We start from the raw sequence: 13761 nt of genomic DNA, 5'->3' as shown, positions 1-13761 counted from the left end.
CTTACATGTTCTCCATCTCTGAGGTTTTTTGTGCCGGGTCCGCAAGGCCCGGATGATTGGCGGACGATCAGCTGCATGGGGACACGGTCGACCTCGGCGGTCACGAGCATGCCCTGCCGGATGCTGCTCGCCCTTATGGTATCCACCAGTGCCGACACGGCAATCCCGGCAATAGCGTCCATGTCCATACGAACCGTCGTCAACGACGGCGTAACGACCGGCGACCAGATGAGATCGTCGAAGCCGGTGACGCTGACATCGGCGGGAATGTTGACGCCGGCCTGCTGCAACTCTGTCAGCGCCCGTAGCGCCTGCAGGTCGGAGAGGGCTGCGAAGGCGGTGAAACCCTGCCTGACTTTTTCGGCGAGACCGAGCGGGCAGCCGCTGCCGCTATCCCGCTCGAGCCTGTCGATCCACAGTGTTTCCGCATGCATGTCCGGGCGCATGCTGGAGCGGATGCCATCGGCGCGGTCGTTCTGGACGCTGGATTCCTGATTGTTGCCGATGATGAGGATGCGGCGATGGCCAAGGCCGGCGAGATGGCTGGCGATTTCGCTGCCCCCCTGCCAATGGTCGGCAGCAACTGTGTTGCCTGACGTCGATGGGGTATCGATGACGGCGACAGGACAGACGGCCGAAGAGATGCGGGTGGCGCGGCGGGGAATGACGACCATGCCGTCGACGCCGCGCTCGACCAGCCGATTGATCGCCTCGGTCTGGGTGGCGACCTCGCCGCGGGAATCGGCGATCAGCACGCCGTAACCGGCGGCAGAGGCGGCGAATTCGATCGCCTGGGCGATCTTTGGGAACAGCGGATTGGCGATATCGGGCAGCACCAGGCCGAGAACGCCGCTGCGGCCGGTCCGGAGCGCCCGCCCGGCCTGGCTCGGGACATAACCGAGCTCGGCGGCATGCTCGCGAATCCTTTCGACCAGTTGGCCGGAGACGCGGCCCTTGCCTGATAGCGCATTGGAGACGGTGGCGACGGAGACGCCGAGAGACGTCGCTATCCTGCTGAGGTTCGGTCCCGAACGCGATGAAGCCATGATCGACGGCGCTCTGATTAATCGTTTAATCAGAGCTTTACCTCAGCTCTTTTCGCTTGTCGATTCCCAATTCATCTTATTGCGCATTATCCGCGATACAAACTCGGCCGATATGAAAAAAGCCCCGCGAGACGATCGCGGGGCTGTGTATGTCCAGACGGCACAAGGCAGCCGATCAGGTCTTGGCCGGCTTTACCACGACAGTGGTGTTGGCTACGGTCGTCTTGCCGCCGGGGGCATAGCCGCCGCCGACCGCGATGTTGAGGGAGACATAGTCCTTGGCCATCTGCTGAACTGCCTGGGCAAGGCTTGCCTGGGCGAGCGAAACCTGGCGCTGCGCGTCGAGAACGTCGAGCAACGAAGAGGCGCCGTCCTTGTAAGATGCAGTCGACAGTTCGAGGGTTTCCTGCGTGGTCTTCACCTGGGCCTGGAGTGCCGAGACCGTGCGGGCGTCACGCCGGACAGCGGCTAGCGCGTTCTCAACCTGCTCGACGGAGGTCAGCACCGTCGATTTCCAGTTGAGGTAGGCGGTCGCGGCGTCGGACTGTGCAGACTTGACGTTGGCGCGCAGGCGGCCGCCATCGAAGATCGGCAGGTTGAGGGTCGGACCGAAGGACCAAGGCGTCAGGCCGCCATGGATGCCGCGCTGGTTGATGTAGGACGGCGAGATCGAACCGCTGAGCGAGATGCTCGGATAAAGCTGTGCCTGGGCAACACCGATATTGGCCGTTGCCGCGGCGAGATCGCGCTCCGCGACGCGAACGTCGGGACGGTTGCGGATCAGGTCTGCCGGGATGCCGGAGTTGATGCCGCCCCGGAATACGGGCTGTCCATGACCCTTCAGCAATTCGTCGACGAGGGCCGAGGCCGGCAGGCCGAGCAACGTGGCAATGTGATGGGCTGATATGCGGATGTTGGTTTCGAGGCCGGGAATTTCGGCGAGCGTCGATTGTACCAGGCCTTCGGCCTGGACGACGTCAAGACGCGAGGCGGCGCCGGCTTCAAGCTGGAATTTGGTGAGCTCGTAGGTTTCCTGACGCGACTTCAGGTTGGCTCTCGAGAGCGCCAGGCGCTGTTGATAGTAGCGAACGTCGATATAGCTCGAGACGAGATCCTGCACCAGGGTCAGCTTGGCGACATCGGCGGATGCGTAGGCGGAATCGAGCGAAGCAAGCGCGCTCTCGGTGCTGCGCTTGTAGAGGCCGAAGAGATCGAGCAACCAGCTCAGCTGGACGTCGCCGGCACTGGTGTTGCGCGTGTCGAACTGCGTGCGCAGCTCGCCCTTCTGGCCGCTGATCGTGTGCGAGCCGCCGACCGTCAGGTTCGGCAGGGCGCCGGCACCGGCGGTGGTGACGTTGGCGGAGGCCGCATTGATGCGCTCGATCGCCTGCTGGACAGTTAGGTTCTGATCGAGGCCGGCCTTGACATAGCCATTCAGTTTGGGGTCGTTGAAGGCGGTCCACCAGGCGGCAGTAGCAACATCGCCTACACTCTTCGTTCCGCCCTCTCCGAATTTAGCGGGCAGCGGCATCTCAGGAGGAACATGATCCGGGCCAACAACGCAGCCCGACAACAATAACAATAATGCCGGTGTAGCGGCAAAACGAAGAGATACCATTCATTTCATCCTGTACTCGAGCAAGTCAATTCTTGTCCGAAGCTTCATGCTTCACTATCGGCCGCCGCGCCTCGTTTTACCAAAAACACCATTCCGAAGCAGTCGGGCGCAATGTAGCAACGCCGACAGCATTATCACAGTGCATTTATATCACACTCCTGCCGCATTTTTGCCGCCTGTGGCAAAGATGCGTCGGATGACGACGAAAAACGACGGCACGAAGAAAATTCCGAGCATCGTCGCCGCCAGCATGCCGCCGAGAACGCCGATACCGATGGCGTTCTGTGCCGCCGAACCCGCGCCTGTCGCGATCGCCAGCGGCACAACGCCGAGAATGAAAGCAAGCGAGGTCATGATGATCGGCCGCAGGCGCAATCTCGCCGCTTCCAATGTCGCCTCGTAGAGCCCCATGCCGCTTTCCATGCGGTCCTTGGCGAACTCGACGATCAGGATCGCGTTCTTCGCCGCCAGCCCGATGGTCGTCAGCAGGCCGACTTTGAAATAGACATCGTTCGCCTGACCGAAGAGCGTTGCTGCCGTCAGCGCTCCGAGAATGCCGACGGGCACCGCCATGATCACCGAGAAGGGAATCGACCAGCTTTCGTAAAGTGCTGCCAGGCAAAGGAAGACGACCAAAACGGAGATCGCATAGAGCATCGGCGCCTGTGACCCGGAAAGGCGCTCCTGATAGGAAATGCCCTGCCATGCGACCGTATACCCGCCGCCGAGCTGTTCGGTCAGCGCTTCCATCTGGTTCATCGCATCGCCGGACGACACTCCGGGAGCCGAAGCCCCGTCGAGCGGGATGGCGCTGACGGCGTTGAAGCGGGCAAGCGAGGGCGCACCCTTCACCCATTCCGTCTTGGTAAAGGCGGAGAAGGGCACCATTTCGCCGTCGTTGTTGCGCGCATACCAGTGGTTGAGGTCATCGGGCTGCATGCGGAAGGGGGCATCGCCCTCGACGTAGACCGGTTTGATTTCGCCGTTCAGGGTGAAGTCGTTGACGTCGCGGCCGGTGAAGATGATCGACAGCATCGAATTGACCGAGGCGATGTCGACGCCCATGGCGCCGATCTTCTCCTGATCGAGCACGATTCGCATCTGCGGCTCGACTTCCTTGTTGCTGGTGCGCAGCGCCACGATCTTGCCCGAGGTGTTGCCCATCTGAATCAGCCGCTTGGAGGCGGCTGTCAAGGCGTCATTGCCGTGGCCACCGGTATCGACGAGATACATGGAGAAGCCGCTCGATACGCCAAGACCCTGGATCGCCGGCGGCAGGAGGGCGAAAACCTGCGCCTCGCGGATCGCAAAGAAATTGCCGAGCGCACGGTTGACGACCGATTGGGCGCTGAGCTTGGGATCGGTGCGTTTTGCGAAATCCTTGAGCTTGGTGAAGACGATGGCGCTGTTCTGGCCGGATCCGTTGAAGCCGAAGCCGAGCGCGCCGAACACGGATTCGACCGCGTCCTTCTCGTTTTCACGGTAATATTTCTCGACCTTCTCGACCACTGCCTGGGTCTGCTGGGTGGTCGAGCCCGGCGGCGTGGTGACGATCGTCAGCAGCACGCCCTGGTCTTCCTGCGGCAGGAAGGAGCTCGGCAGGCGGGTGAAGAGATAGGCGCAGCCGGCGCCGACGAGCAGGAAGACCACCATGACGCGGATCGGCCGTTTCAACAGATAGCCGATGGCGCCGATATAACCGTTGGTCGAGCGCGTGAAGTTGCGGTTGAACCAGTCGCCGACACGGTGCTTCCTGTGTTCGCCGACCGGTTTCAGCATCGTGGCGCAAAGGGCCGGCGTCAGCACGAGCGCGACGAGCGCCGACAGCAGCATGGCCGAGACGATGGTGATCGAGAACTGGCGATAGATAATGCCGGTCGAACCGCCGAAGAAGGCCATCGGAATGAATACGGCGGTCAATACGAGCGCGATGCCGACAATGGCGCCGGTGATCTCGCCCATCGATTTTTCCGTCGCCTCGATCGGCGAGAGCTTCTCTTCGGACATGATGCGTTCGACGTTTTCGACGACGACGATAGCGTCGTCGACGAGAAGGCCGATCGCCAGCACCATGGCGAACATTGTCAAGGTATTGATCGAGTAGCCGGTGACCGCCAGCACCCCGAAGGTGCCGAGCAGCACCACAGGAACGGCAATCGTCGGGATCAGCGTCGCCCGCAGGTTCTGCAGGAAGATGAGAAGGACGACGAAAACGAGCACTATCGCTTCGATCAGCGTGTGCACGACCTTTTCGATCGACAGCTCGACGAAGGGCGTCGTGTCGTAGGGATAGGTGATCTCCACACCTGGCGGCAGGCCGCGGCCGATAACATCGAGCGCCGAGCGCACGCGGGCGGCGGTATCGATGGCGTTGGCGCCAATCGCGAGATTGACGGCAAAACCGGTCGAGGGCTGGCCGTTGTAACGCGAATTGCCGCCATAGCTTTCCTGGCCGATCTCGATGCGCGAGACGTCGCTCAAGCGGACCGTCGCGCCATCCTTCTCGACCTTCAGGATGATGTGCTCAAAATCGGCGACGGTGGTCAGCTGGCTTTGCGCGGTGATGGTGACGTTTATCTGCTGGCCGGGAATGGCCGGCTGGGCGCCGAGCGAACCGACGGAAACCTGGGTGTTCTGCGCCTGGATGGCCGCGGTGACGTCGCTGGGCGTCAACTGATATTTCAGCAGCTTGAAGGGATCGAGCCAGACGCGCATGGCATATCCCGAACCGAAAACGTTGATGCTGCCGACGCCTTCCAGGCGCTGGATCTGATCCTCGATCGAGGTCGACAGAATGTTGCCGAGGTCGACCGAGTTGCGCTTGCCGTCGGTGGAAACCAGCGAGCCGACCAGAAGGATGCTCGAGGTCGAGCGGGTGACGCTGATGCCGGCATCGATGACGTCGCTCGGAAGCTGCGACTGAACCAGCTGCAGCTTGTTCTGCACCTGCACCTGGGCGATATCCGGGTCGGCGCTCGTTCCGAAGGTCAGCTGGATGCTGGCCGAACCTGTCGACGAGGTCGAGGTCATGTAGGTCAGGTCGTCGAGGCCGGTCATGCCATCCTCGATGATCGTCGTCACCGATTTCTCGACGGTCTCGGCACTCGCACCCCGATAGGTGGCGTTGATGCGGACCGTCGTCGGAGCGATGTCGGGATATTGCGAGATCGACAGCGTGAAGATCGCCAGCAGGCCGGCGAGCATGATGGTGATCGCAATGACCCAGGCGAAAATCGGACGTCGGATGAAAAACTTGGCCATCGGTTGTTCCTGTGCGGCTGAACGGTGACGTCGGGGGCTCGAAGCGATTAATTCGCTGCGGGCTTCTGCGCGTCACCGGCCGCGGGCTGATCGGCAGCCACGACCACGCCGTTGTCGGTGATCTTCATCGGGACCGGTTTCACCGGCATGCCTGACGTGATCGATTGCAGACCGCTGACGATCAGCTGATCACCGTCCTTGATGCCTTCGGTCACGAGCCAGGAATTGTTGGAGGGCGAGCTGTTTTCGAAAGCACGGGTCTCGACCTTGCCCTCGGCCGAAACGAACTGCGCCGTCAGCCGGCCGTTGGCGTCGCGGCTCGTTGCCAACTGCGGCAGCGCATAACCGTTCTCCGCGCCGAGTTCGACGGTCGCCCGGACATACATGCCGGGCAGCACGACCCGGTCGGGATTGGGAAAGAGCACGCGGATGATGAAGGTGCCCGTGGTCTCACTGACCACCTGCTTCGACATGTCGAGCTTGCCCTGCTGGTTGTATTCCTTGCCGTCTTCGAGGATCAGGTGGAAGACGACATTGGCTGCACCCTTGATGTCGCCGGCGGCCATCGCATCGCGCAGCTTCAAGAGGTTGGTGCTCGATTCCGTCAGCGAAATATAGATCGGATCGAGCTGGCGGATCGTCGTCAGCGCCGTCGTCTGATTGGCCGAGACGACGTTGCCGACATTATAGGCGGTCTGGTCGATGATGCCGTCGAAGGGCGCGATGATCCTGGTGTGGTCGAGATCAATCTGCGCGGCGGACAGTGCGGCCTTCGCCGACTCGACTTCGGCCTTGGCCTGAAGCAGCGTCGTCTTGGCGGTTTCGAATTCGATCTGAGTGGCGCCGCTGCCGACGAGGCGCTGGTAGCGGTCGAGATTGCTTTCAGCGCTCGGCACACTCGCCTCGGCCTTGGAGATCGCCGCCTTGGCCTGCTCAACGGCAGCAATATAGGGCGCATCCTCGATCTGGTAGAGAAGGTCGCCCTTCTTGATCTCGCCACCTTCCTTGAAGGCGATCTCGCGGATGAGGCCGCTCACCTGCGGCCGGATATCGGCCGTCTGGAAGGTCTCGGCGCGGCCGGGAAGGATAGTGGTGACCGGAAAACTACCCTTATTCAGCGTGATCACGCCGACCGGCGAGGCCGGCTGGGCCGCGCCTGCGTTGCCGGCAGGCTTGCTGGCGTTGTCGCTGCAGGCTGCGAGCAACACGCCGAGCGCCAGCGCCGAGGAGATGAGAAGGGCACGCCGTATCATTCTGAATTTCCTGTGCGGTGGCAATTGCGGTTCGATCCACGGGCTCGGCACGGGCCGAGCGCAGGCTTGTAAAAGCGTCAGGATTGATCTGGCTGCAAATGCCTTTATCCGAATTTAACAAAAGCTTTACGAAGTGACGTAAGTCAGCAATCATCACTTAGCAAGCGTTATTTTGCAGTGCGGCATCGACAAAGCCGACGATGTCCTCGGCGCGATGCACCAGAGTTTCCTTGTCGTCGCGGGCAATCAGGATCGGGTGCAGGACGCAGGCCAGGAGGTCTGCGACCGTGCGTGCCGCGCGCTCGGGATCGCGGCACTGATAGCGTCCCTCCGCGATACCCTCTCGGATGATTTCGTCCAGCTTCAACTCGATTCGGGCGCGATAACGGTTGCCGGCCTCGAGTTTTGCCTCGATCGTCGAAAGCACCATTTCGAAGATGTAGGGATTTTTGTGGATGTCCTGCAGATGGCCTTCCAGCAGGCGCAGGACGAAGCGGAGCAATTGCTCCTTCGGGGGCAGGTTCTGGTCGAAGGCTGCGAAACGCTCGGTAGCATTGTCGAGATGGCGTCCGGCGATCGCATCGACCAGGGCGACTTTGGTATGGAAATGCTTGAAGACATTGGCGGGCGACATGTGCAGCGCGCCGGCGATATCGGCGATCGACACCGCGAGATAGCCGCGCTGACGAAACAGCATCTCCGCCATCGAGAGAATGTCCTCCCGCGTTTCCTCGGCCTTGCGTCTCGGCCTTCTTGCCATCCGTCCCCCGCCGGGCCAGGCCCGATCCTTCTGGCTGATGTTAGCGCGATTGCACGAAATGCCGCAAGCCGATGATCGGCCGGAGGCTTTCGCGCGCTGCCATCTCAGGGGAAGTGGGGGGCGAGGTTCTGCCGGATGCGGGCAAGCGGTGTCTCGCCGCTATCGTCGGGAACAAAGTGCTCGCCGGTGATCGCCTCATAGGCCCTGATATAAACAGCCGAGGTCTGTTCGATCAGTCCGGTGGGAATCTCGGGGATCTCATCCTTATATGGGTCGCAGCGCTCCGCCACCCAGGCGCGGACGAAATCCTTGTCGAAACTTTCCGGACGTTTTCCGGCGGCAAAACTGGCCGGATAGCTTTCGGCAAGCCAGTAGCGGCTGCTGTCAGGCGTGTGGATCTCGTCGGCGAGGATGATGTTGTCGTCGCCGTCGGTGCCGAATTCATACTTGGTGTCGACGAGGATCAGGCCGCGTTTGGCCGCCATCTCCTGGCCGCGGGCGAAGAGCGCGAGCGCGTATCGCGACAGTGTCTCCCACTGCTCCTTGGTCAGAAGGCCGCGGCTGACGATTTCGGCAGGCGTCAGCGGCTCGTCATGGCCGCCGTCGAATTCCTTGCTGGTCGGGGTGATGACCGGTTCGGGCAGGATCTGGTTGTCGCGCATGCCGTCCGGCAGGCGCATGCCGTACATCTCGCGCTCACCCTTCTTATAGAGCGTCAGGATCGACGTGCCGGTGGTGCCGGCGAGATAACCGCGCACGACAATTTCGACCGGCAGAATGTCTAGCCGCTTGCCGATGACGACATTGGCATCGGGATAGTCGAGGACATGGTTCGGGCAGATGTCCTTCGTCGCCTCGAACCAGTAGCGTGCCGTCTGCGTCAGCACCTGGCCCTTATAAGGAATACAGGTGAGGATGCGGTCGAAAGCGCTCAGCCGGTCGGTGCTGATGATGATGCGGCGTCCGTCCGGCAGATCGTAATTCTCGCGCACCTTGCCGCGATAGTAGTTCGGCAGTTCCGGGAAATGGGCTTCGGAGAGAATTCGCACGGCGCTCGACTGTCCTTGTGATTGGGGGGAAGGCTTCCTGCTCTACTGCAAAATTCCTCAAATCGGAATCGATTTAAGAAATTATGCAGCACTCAAAGTGCTACAGCGTTCTTTGCTTGTCTGAAAGACACTCGGCGCTGTAGTCATTGCCGGGAAGTCAAGGTGGCCCAACTATCGCATCAGAGCCAGAACAGGGCCAGGAGAAACAAAGCGAGGCCGTAGCTTGTGACGGCAAGCGGCCAGCCGGCGCGCAGGAAGTCACTGAAGCGGTAGCCGCCGATGCCCATTGCCAGTGTGTTGTTGTGATGGCCGAAGGGTGTCAGAAAATCCAGTGAGGCGCCGACGGCGACGGCAATCAGATAGGCGTCCGGCGCATGGCTGCCGGCTTTGGCGAATTCCAGTGCGATCGGGGCCAGGACGATCGCAACCGTCGCGTTGTTGACGAAGGGCGTCAGCGCCATGGCGAGGAAGAGGATGAGGGCGATGCCGAAGAGCGGCCGGCTGACCGGCACGACGAGACTCAGCCAGCCGGCGATCGTTTCGGCCGCCCCGGTCGTTGCCACCGCCTGGCCGATTGGGATCATCGCTGCCAGCATGATGATGATCGGCCAGTTGAGATCGGCCATCGCCTGGCGGATGTTCAGGTGATTGAGCAAGGCGAGCACGAGCACGACAGCGGCAAAGGCGATGTCGGGAGGCAACCCGGCCGCAGAGGCGGCTACGCCGCAGACAAAGAGCGCGAAGGGCCGCCAGGAGAGGACGGCCGGTTCGGCCGGGGCTGTCGGGGCGAGCGGCAGGCACTCGCTTTCTTCCAGCGCTTCGGCGATTGCCGTTCGCGGCCCTTCCAGTGTCAATATATCGCCGATCGATAGTTGCAGGTCGATGAAACGGCCTTCGATGCGCGGCGCGCGCATGGAAAGAGCGGTGACTGCGACGCCGCGGCTTTGGAACACTTCAAGCGAGCGGACGCGCGAACCGACCAGCGTGCTTTCCGGCATGACGACGGCTTCGACACGGGAAAAATCCGGCTGGAGGCCATGCGGATGGGCATCGGCGATCAGCGCCTGGGTGGCGGCTAGCCCGGCAAAAACCGCATCGGCGCCTTCGGCAAGCAGCACGTCGCCGGCTGAAATGACTGACTGATCGAGCGGACCGAAGACGAAATTGTCGCCGCGGATGAGCGCGTGCGGTTTAATGCCGAAACCCGCCGGACAATCGGAAAGCCGGATGCCGATCAGCGGCGAAATGTCGGGAATGCGGCGCTCGACGACGATGCGGCGCGTGCCTAGGGAGATCGCTGCCGGCGTTTCGTCAGGTTCAGGAAAGAGACGCTGGATGCGAAAGGCGATAAGCAGAATGCCGGCGATTGCAACCGGCAGGCCGACATAGGCGAAATCGAAGAAGTGAAAGCCTGCTCCGGTCGCCTTGGCGAGCGCGTCGCTGACGAGCAGGTTGGCCGGCGTGCCGATCAGCGAAACGAGACCGCCGAGCAACGCCGCAAACGAGAGCGGCATGACGAGCTGGCGGCGAGGGATCGTCAGCGCCATGCCGAGCCGCAGCGCCACCGGCAGGCTGATTGCAAAGGCGCCGATATTGTTCATGAAGATAGAAATGAAGCCGGCAAGCGAGGAAGCGCCGGCGATGACCTTGAAGCTCGAAGGCCTGGCGGCGGCGAAACGGGCGGCGAGATTGTCGAAGAGCCCGGCGCGCGCCAGCACCTGGACGATCAGCAGGATCTCGACGACGGTGATGACAACGGGACTGGCAAAGCCGGTGAAGATGTGGTCGGCGGGATAAAGTCCGAGCGAATAGCCGGCGAGCAGGCCAGCGATCGAAATCACCTCGATGCGGATGCGATCGAAAGAGAAGAGAACGAGCATCGCCAGCAGGAGGATCAGCAGGGATGCTTGCTCGAACGTCATGCGTGGATCCGGTGTTTCATCGATTGGGCAGACTGTAATCGTTCCTCCTGCGCTGTACAGAGGTGCCCTCGGGCAAAGATTGACCAATCCTCATGTATCGCCTCAGGCGGGTGTCTGCCACCGGCCTGCGGCGTTCCGCTCCAATATGGGCGTTGTGAAGACGCCGACGGTGCGTGCGATCCATCGCGGGCCGGCGGCAGCAAGGCTTTCGCGCCAGCGCTGCGACTGCAGCATGGCCGCGCCGATGACGACCGGTTCGATGCCGCAGACCTCGAGCAGATCAAGAGCCGCGACGATCGAGGCGCCGCTGGAAATGACGTCGTCGATCAGAGCGACGCGCCGTCCGGCAAGCAGCGGCAGCATGCGCGGATCGATATAAAGGCGCTTCTGCTGTGTCGGCGTGGTGATCGAGGACAGGGGGACGGAAAGCTCGTCGCGGTACCAGAATTTGCGCGAGGTGCCGAGCGGAACATAACGGCTGTGGCCGAGCTTCTGCGCAACGGCGGCGGCAAGCGTCAGGCCGAGCGTTGGCAGGCCGGCGACGACGTCGATGCGCATGGGCCGGATCTTTTCGGCGAGGCTTTCGGTGAGCACATCGAGCACGGCGAAGCTCGCCTGGTTGATGATCAGCGAGGCGAGAGCGTGATCGCCGTCCGCAGCACGCGGATCGGCAGGCGAACCTGACGGCCGTCTTCCAGGACGGCGACGTAGAAGGAGGCGAATTCGCCGTCGACGGCAAAGGTCTCGGGCGGATGAACCTCCTGCCAGAAATCGTGCGGCGCCATATCCCTTTGATTAGTCAATTGCGTCTCGCCTTCTCGATCCCGGTTTTCCGGCGCAACGACTGTAACTCCGCCTCGGTCAGCGCGCGCACGGCGCCTTTCGGCAGTTCGCCGAGCTCGAGCCTGCCGATCGCAACGCGCACGAGGCGCAGGCATTCGGTCCCGAGCGCCTCCAGCATGCGGCGGATCTGGCGGTTGCGGCCCTCGTCGAGCTCGACCTCGATCCATGAATTCCGGTCGCCCTGGCGGAGGCGCCGCGCGGCGGTTGCCGTCAGCAGTTCGCCGTCGTGGCGGATGCCCGATGTCATGGCGGCAATGCCCTCATCGTCCATGATCCGGTCTATCTGGACATGATAGGTCTTCGTCACGTGGGTGACCGGATCGAGAAGGATCTGGGCGAATTCCGTGTCATTGGTGAACAGCAGCAGCCCCTCGCTCGCCTTGTCGAGCCGGCCGACCGGAGAGAGATGCGGGATGTCGAAATCCCTCAGGCAATCATAGACCGTCGGCCTGCCTTCGGGATCGTCGCGGGTGGTGACGAGCCCGCGGGGCTTGTTAAGCATCAGATAGATTTTCGCTTCGGCGGCAATGACGAGGCCGTCGACACTGATCTTGGCGGTAGCAAGGTCGACCCAGGCGGAGATATCGCTGACGGTGCGGCCGTCGACGGCAACGCGGCTCTCGGCAATCAGCCGTTCGGCCTGGGTGCGGGAGCAATAACCAAGTTTGGAAAGGGCGCGGGGGAGGGTGACACGCTTGGCCGCGGCGCCGACGGCGGGCTTTGTCCGCTCACGCGTCTTATGCGATGGGCGCCGTTCCCTCATCTGCTGTCCTTATACTGCCTCGATGCCTTCTCTTGGCATGAACGGCGCAAGGATGCCAGCAAGGCAAAGAAAAAGTGGGCAGAAGAGACGCGTTAAAAAACGCCAGCGCTTTGGTGGAAGCGCTGTTACGGCATGGCAGACTTGCGCTGGTTCAGCGGCAGGCCATAAAGCCGGCAAGTTCCTTGCGGCTGACAACGATACCCGCGGCGGCCTTGACCGGGTCCGGATGCGTATACGACAGACTTGGCATTTCGGGCAGGTCGAGTGCCTGGCGCATGTTCATGATGCCGACCGCGTAACGGCCGTTAACGCCATCGACGCTGACTTCAATGATGCAATTGGCCCTCTTGTTTTCCATGTTGTCCTCCCTGTCGTTTTTTATGTTCCCATCAATCGCATTAAAAATTGGTTTTTCTAAGACATAAGCATTTACGCACCCTGCCGAAAAACGGATCGGCGGGTGCGTAAAAATATGATTTTTCAGCGGATGCGGCGGAGCCTTACCGCCACCAATGGCGAGGCTCCGGCTGCGAACTGCCGGACAGCAGATAGCCGGCGAGGAATCCAATAGCGCCTGCAAGCACCAGCGCAGTGGTCGCTGCGGTCGGGTGTTCGCGGGCGGCGCCGGCAGCAGCTGACCCTTCGGCTCTGATCTGGGCGACGGCTTTCTTAGCGCGGGGCAGGGCCTCGTCATAAGCCTTGCCGGCGCGGCCGCGCACTTCGTAATAGGCTTCGGCGCCTTGAGCGGAAATCATCTTCTGCAGGCGCGAGACTTCCTGCTGGAGTGCGGTAATGTCCTTGCTGACAGATGCTCTGATATCATCGGTGTTGGCAGCCATATCGGTCTCCTTCCTTCAATGGGAAAGACAACACCTAAGACGGCGATAGGTTCCGAAATGTCTGCCGTTGATTTGTGACGGAAATTTAAAGCTCGCGGCGGGAAGCAGTTTAATCCTCCATTAACCATAAATCCGCTCAAGCCGCTGTTTTCTCGTTATCTTTCGGTGGCCGGGGGCGCCTTTTCGAGGGATTTTTGACCAACTGATAAAGGAATTTTCGGGAATCCGTCCCGAAAGGGTGCCCTGTGGATAATATCGACCGACAAAAACGCCAGCTGAATCAACCTGTTACAAAAATGTCAAAAAACTTTGGGTATGTGTGTTGACTGTTTGGGAGGGTTAGTTCTATAAGCCCACTCACTGAACGAGGGCGGCGGCGCTGCTGGCGACGAAGTCTTTCGTTCTAA

9 protein-coding genes and 2 pseudogenes are annotated in these 13761 nt (G+C 61.4%); all 11 read right to left on the bottom strand.

The window, feature by feature from the left end; translation table 11 throughout:
• Position 1 precedes the first annotated feature (1 nt).
• The 11 genes and pseudogenes from K6N12_RS14060 to K6N12_RS14010 all read right to left on the bottom strand — a co-directional run bounded on the left by K6N12_RS14060 (position 2) and on the right by K6N12_RS14010 (position 13354).
• Positions 2 to 1046, bottom strand: a pseudogene (locus K6N12_RS14060) (LacI family DNA-binding transcriptional regulator).
• A 175-nt stretch (positions 1047 to 1221) separates the two neighbouring features.
• On the bottom strand, positions 1222 to 2664 hold the full coding sequence (locus K6N12_RS14055; protein WP_097629285.1) for an efflux transporter outer membrane subunit: 1443 nt from the start codon (positions 2662 to 2664) through the stop codon (positions 1222 to 1224).
• A 150-nt stretch (positions 2665 to 2814) separates the two neighbouring features.
• Positions 2815 to 5925, bottom strand: a complete 3111-nt coding sequence (locus K6N12_RS14050; protein ID WP_097629286.1) for an efflux RND transporter permease subunit — start codon at positions 5923 to 5925, stop codon at positions 2815 to 2817.
• 47 nt (positions 5926 to 5972) lie between these two features.
• A complete protein-coding gene (locus K6N12_RS14045; RefSeq protein WP_097629287.1) occupies positions 5973 to 7178 on the bottom strand; it encodes an efflux RND transporter periplasmic adaptor subunit in 1206 nt (401 codons plus the stop codon).
• 157 nt (positions 7179 to 7335) lie between these two features.
• Positions 7336 to 7938, bottom strand: a complete 603-nt coding sequence (locus tag K6N12_RS14040) for a TetR family transcriptional regulator (protein ID WP_097629288.1) — start codon at positions 7936 to 7938, stop codon at positions 7336 to 7338.
• Positions 7939 to 8042: 104 nt separating this feature from the next.
• Positions 8043 to 8987, bottom strand: a complete 945-nt coding sequence (locus K6N12_RS14035) for a phosphoribosylaminoimidazolesuccinocarboxamide synthase (protein ID WP_097629289.1) — start codon at positions 8985 to 8987, stop codon at positions 8043 to 8045.
• A gap of 179 nt (positions 8988 to 9166) precedes the next feature.
• Positions 9167 to 10909, bottom strand: coding sequence for an SLC13 family permease (locus K6N12_RS14030; protein WP_097629290.1), 1743 nt, complete (start codon positions 10907 to 10909; stop codon positions 9167 to 9169).
• Between the two features lie 102 nt (positions 10910 to 11011).
• A pseudogene (locus K6N12_RS14025) lies at positions 11012 to 11694 on the bottom strand (phosphoribosyltransferase).
• Positions 11695 to 11708: 14 nt separating this feature from the next.
• Positions 11709 to 12515, bottom strand: a complete 807-nt coding sequence (locus tag K6N12_RS14020) for a pseudouridine synthase (RefSeq protein WP_097629292.1) — start codon at positions 12513 to 12515, stop codon at positions 11709 to 11711.
• Positions 12516 to 12666: 151 nt separating this feature from the next.
• The gene (locus tag K6N12_RS14015; RefSeq protein ID WP_003590425.1) at positions 12667 to 12873 is read right to left on the bottom strand and encodes a hypothetical protein; all 207 of its coding nucleotides are present in this window, start codon (positions 12871 to 12873) and stop codon (positions 12667 to 12669) included.
• Positions 12874 to 13015: 142 nt separating this feature from the next.
• On the bottom strand, positions 13016 to 13354 hold the full coding sequence (locus tag K6N12_RS14010) for a hypothetical protein (protein ID WP_097629293.1): 339 nt from the start codon (positions 13352 to 13354) through the stop codon (positions 13016 to 13018).
• Positions 13355 to 13761: the final 407 nt, after the last annotated feature.

It is taken from the genome of Rhizobium redzepovicii (assembly GCF_019793435.1).
Lineage (GTDB): Bacteria > Pseudomonadota > Alphaproteobacteria > Rhizobiales > Rhizobiaceae > Rhizobium > Rhizobium redzepovicii.
Note: the sequence above shows the minus strand (reverse complement) of the source record. Positions and strands in the feature narration are given on the sequence as shown.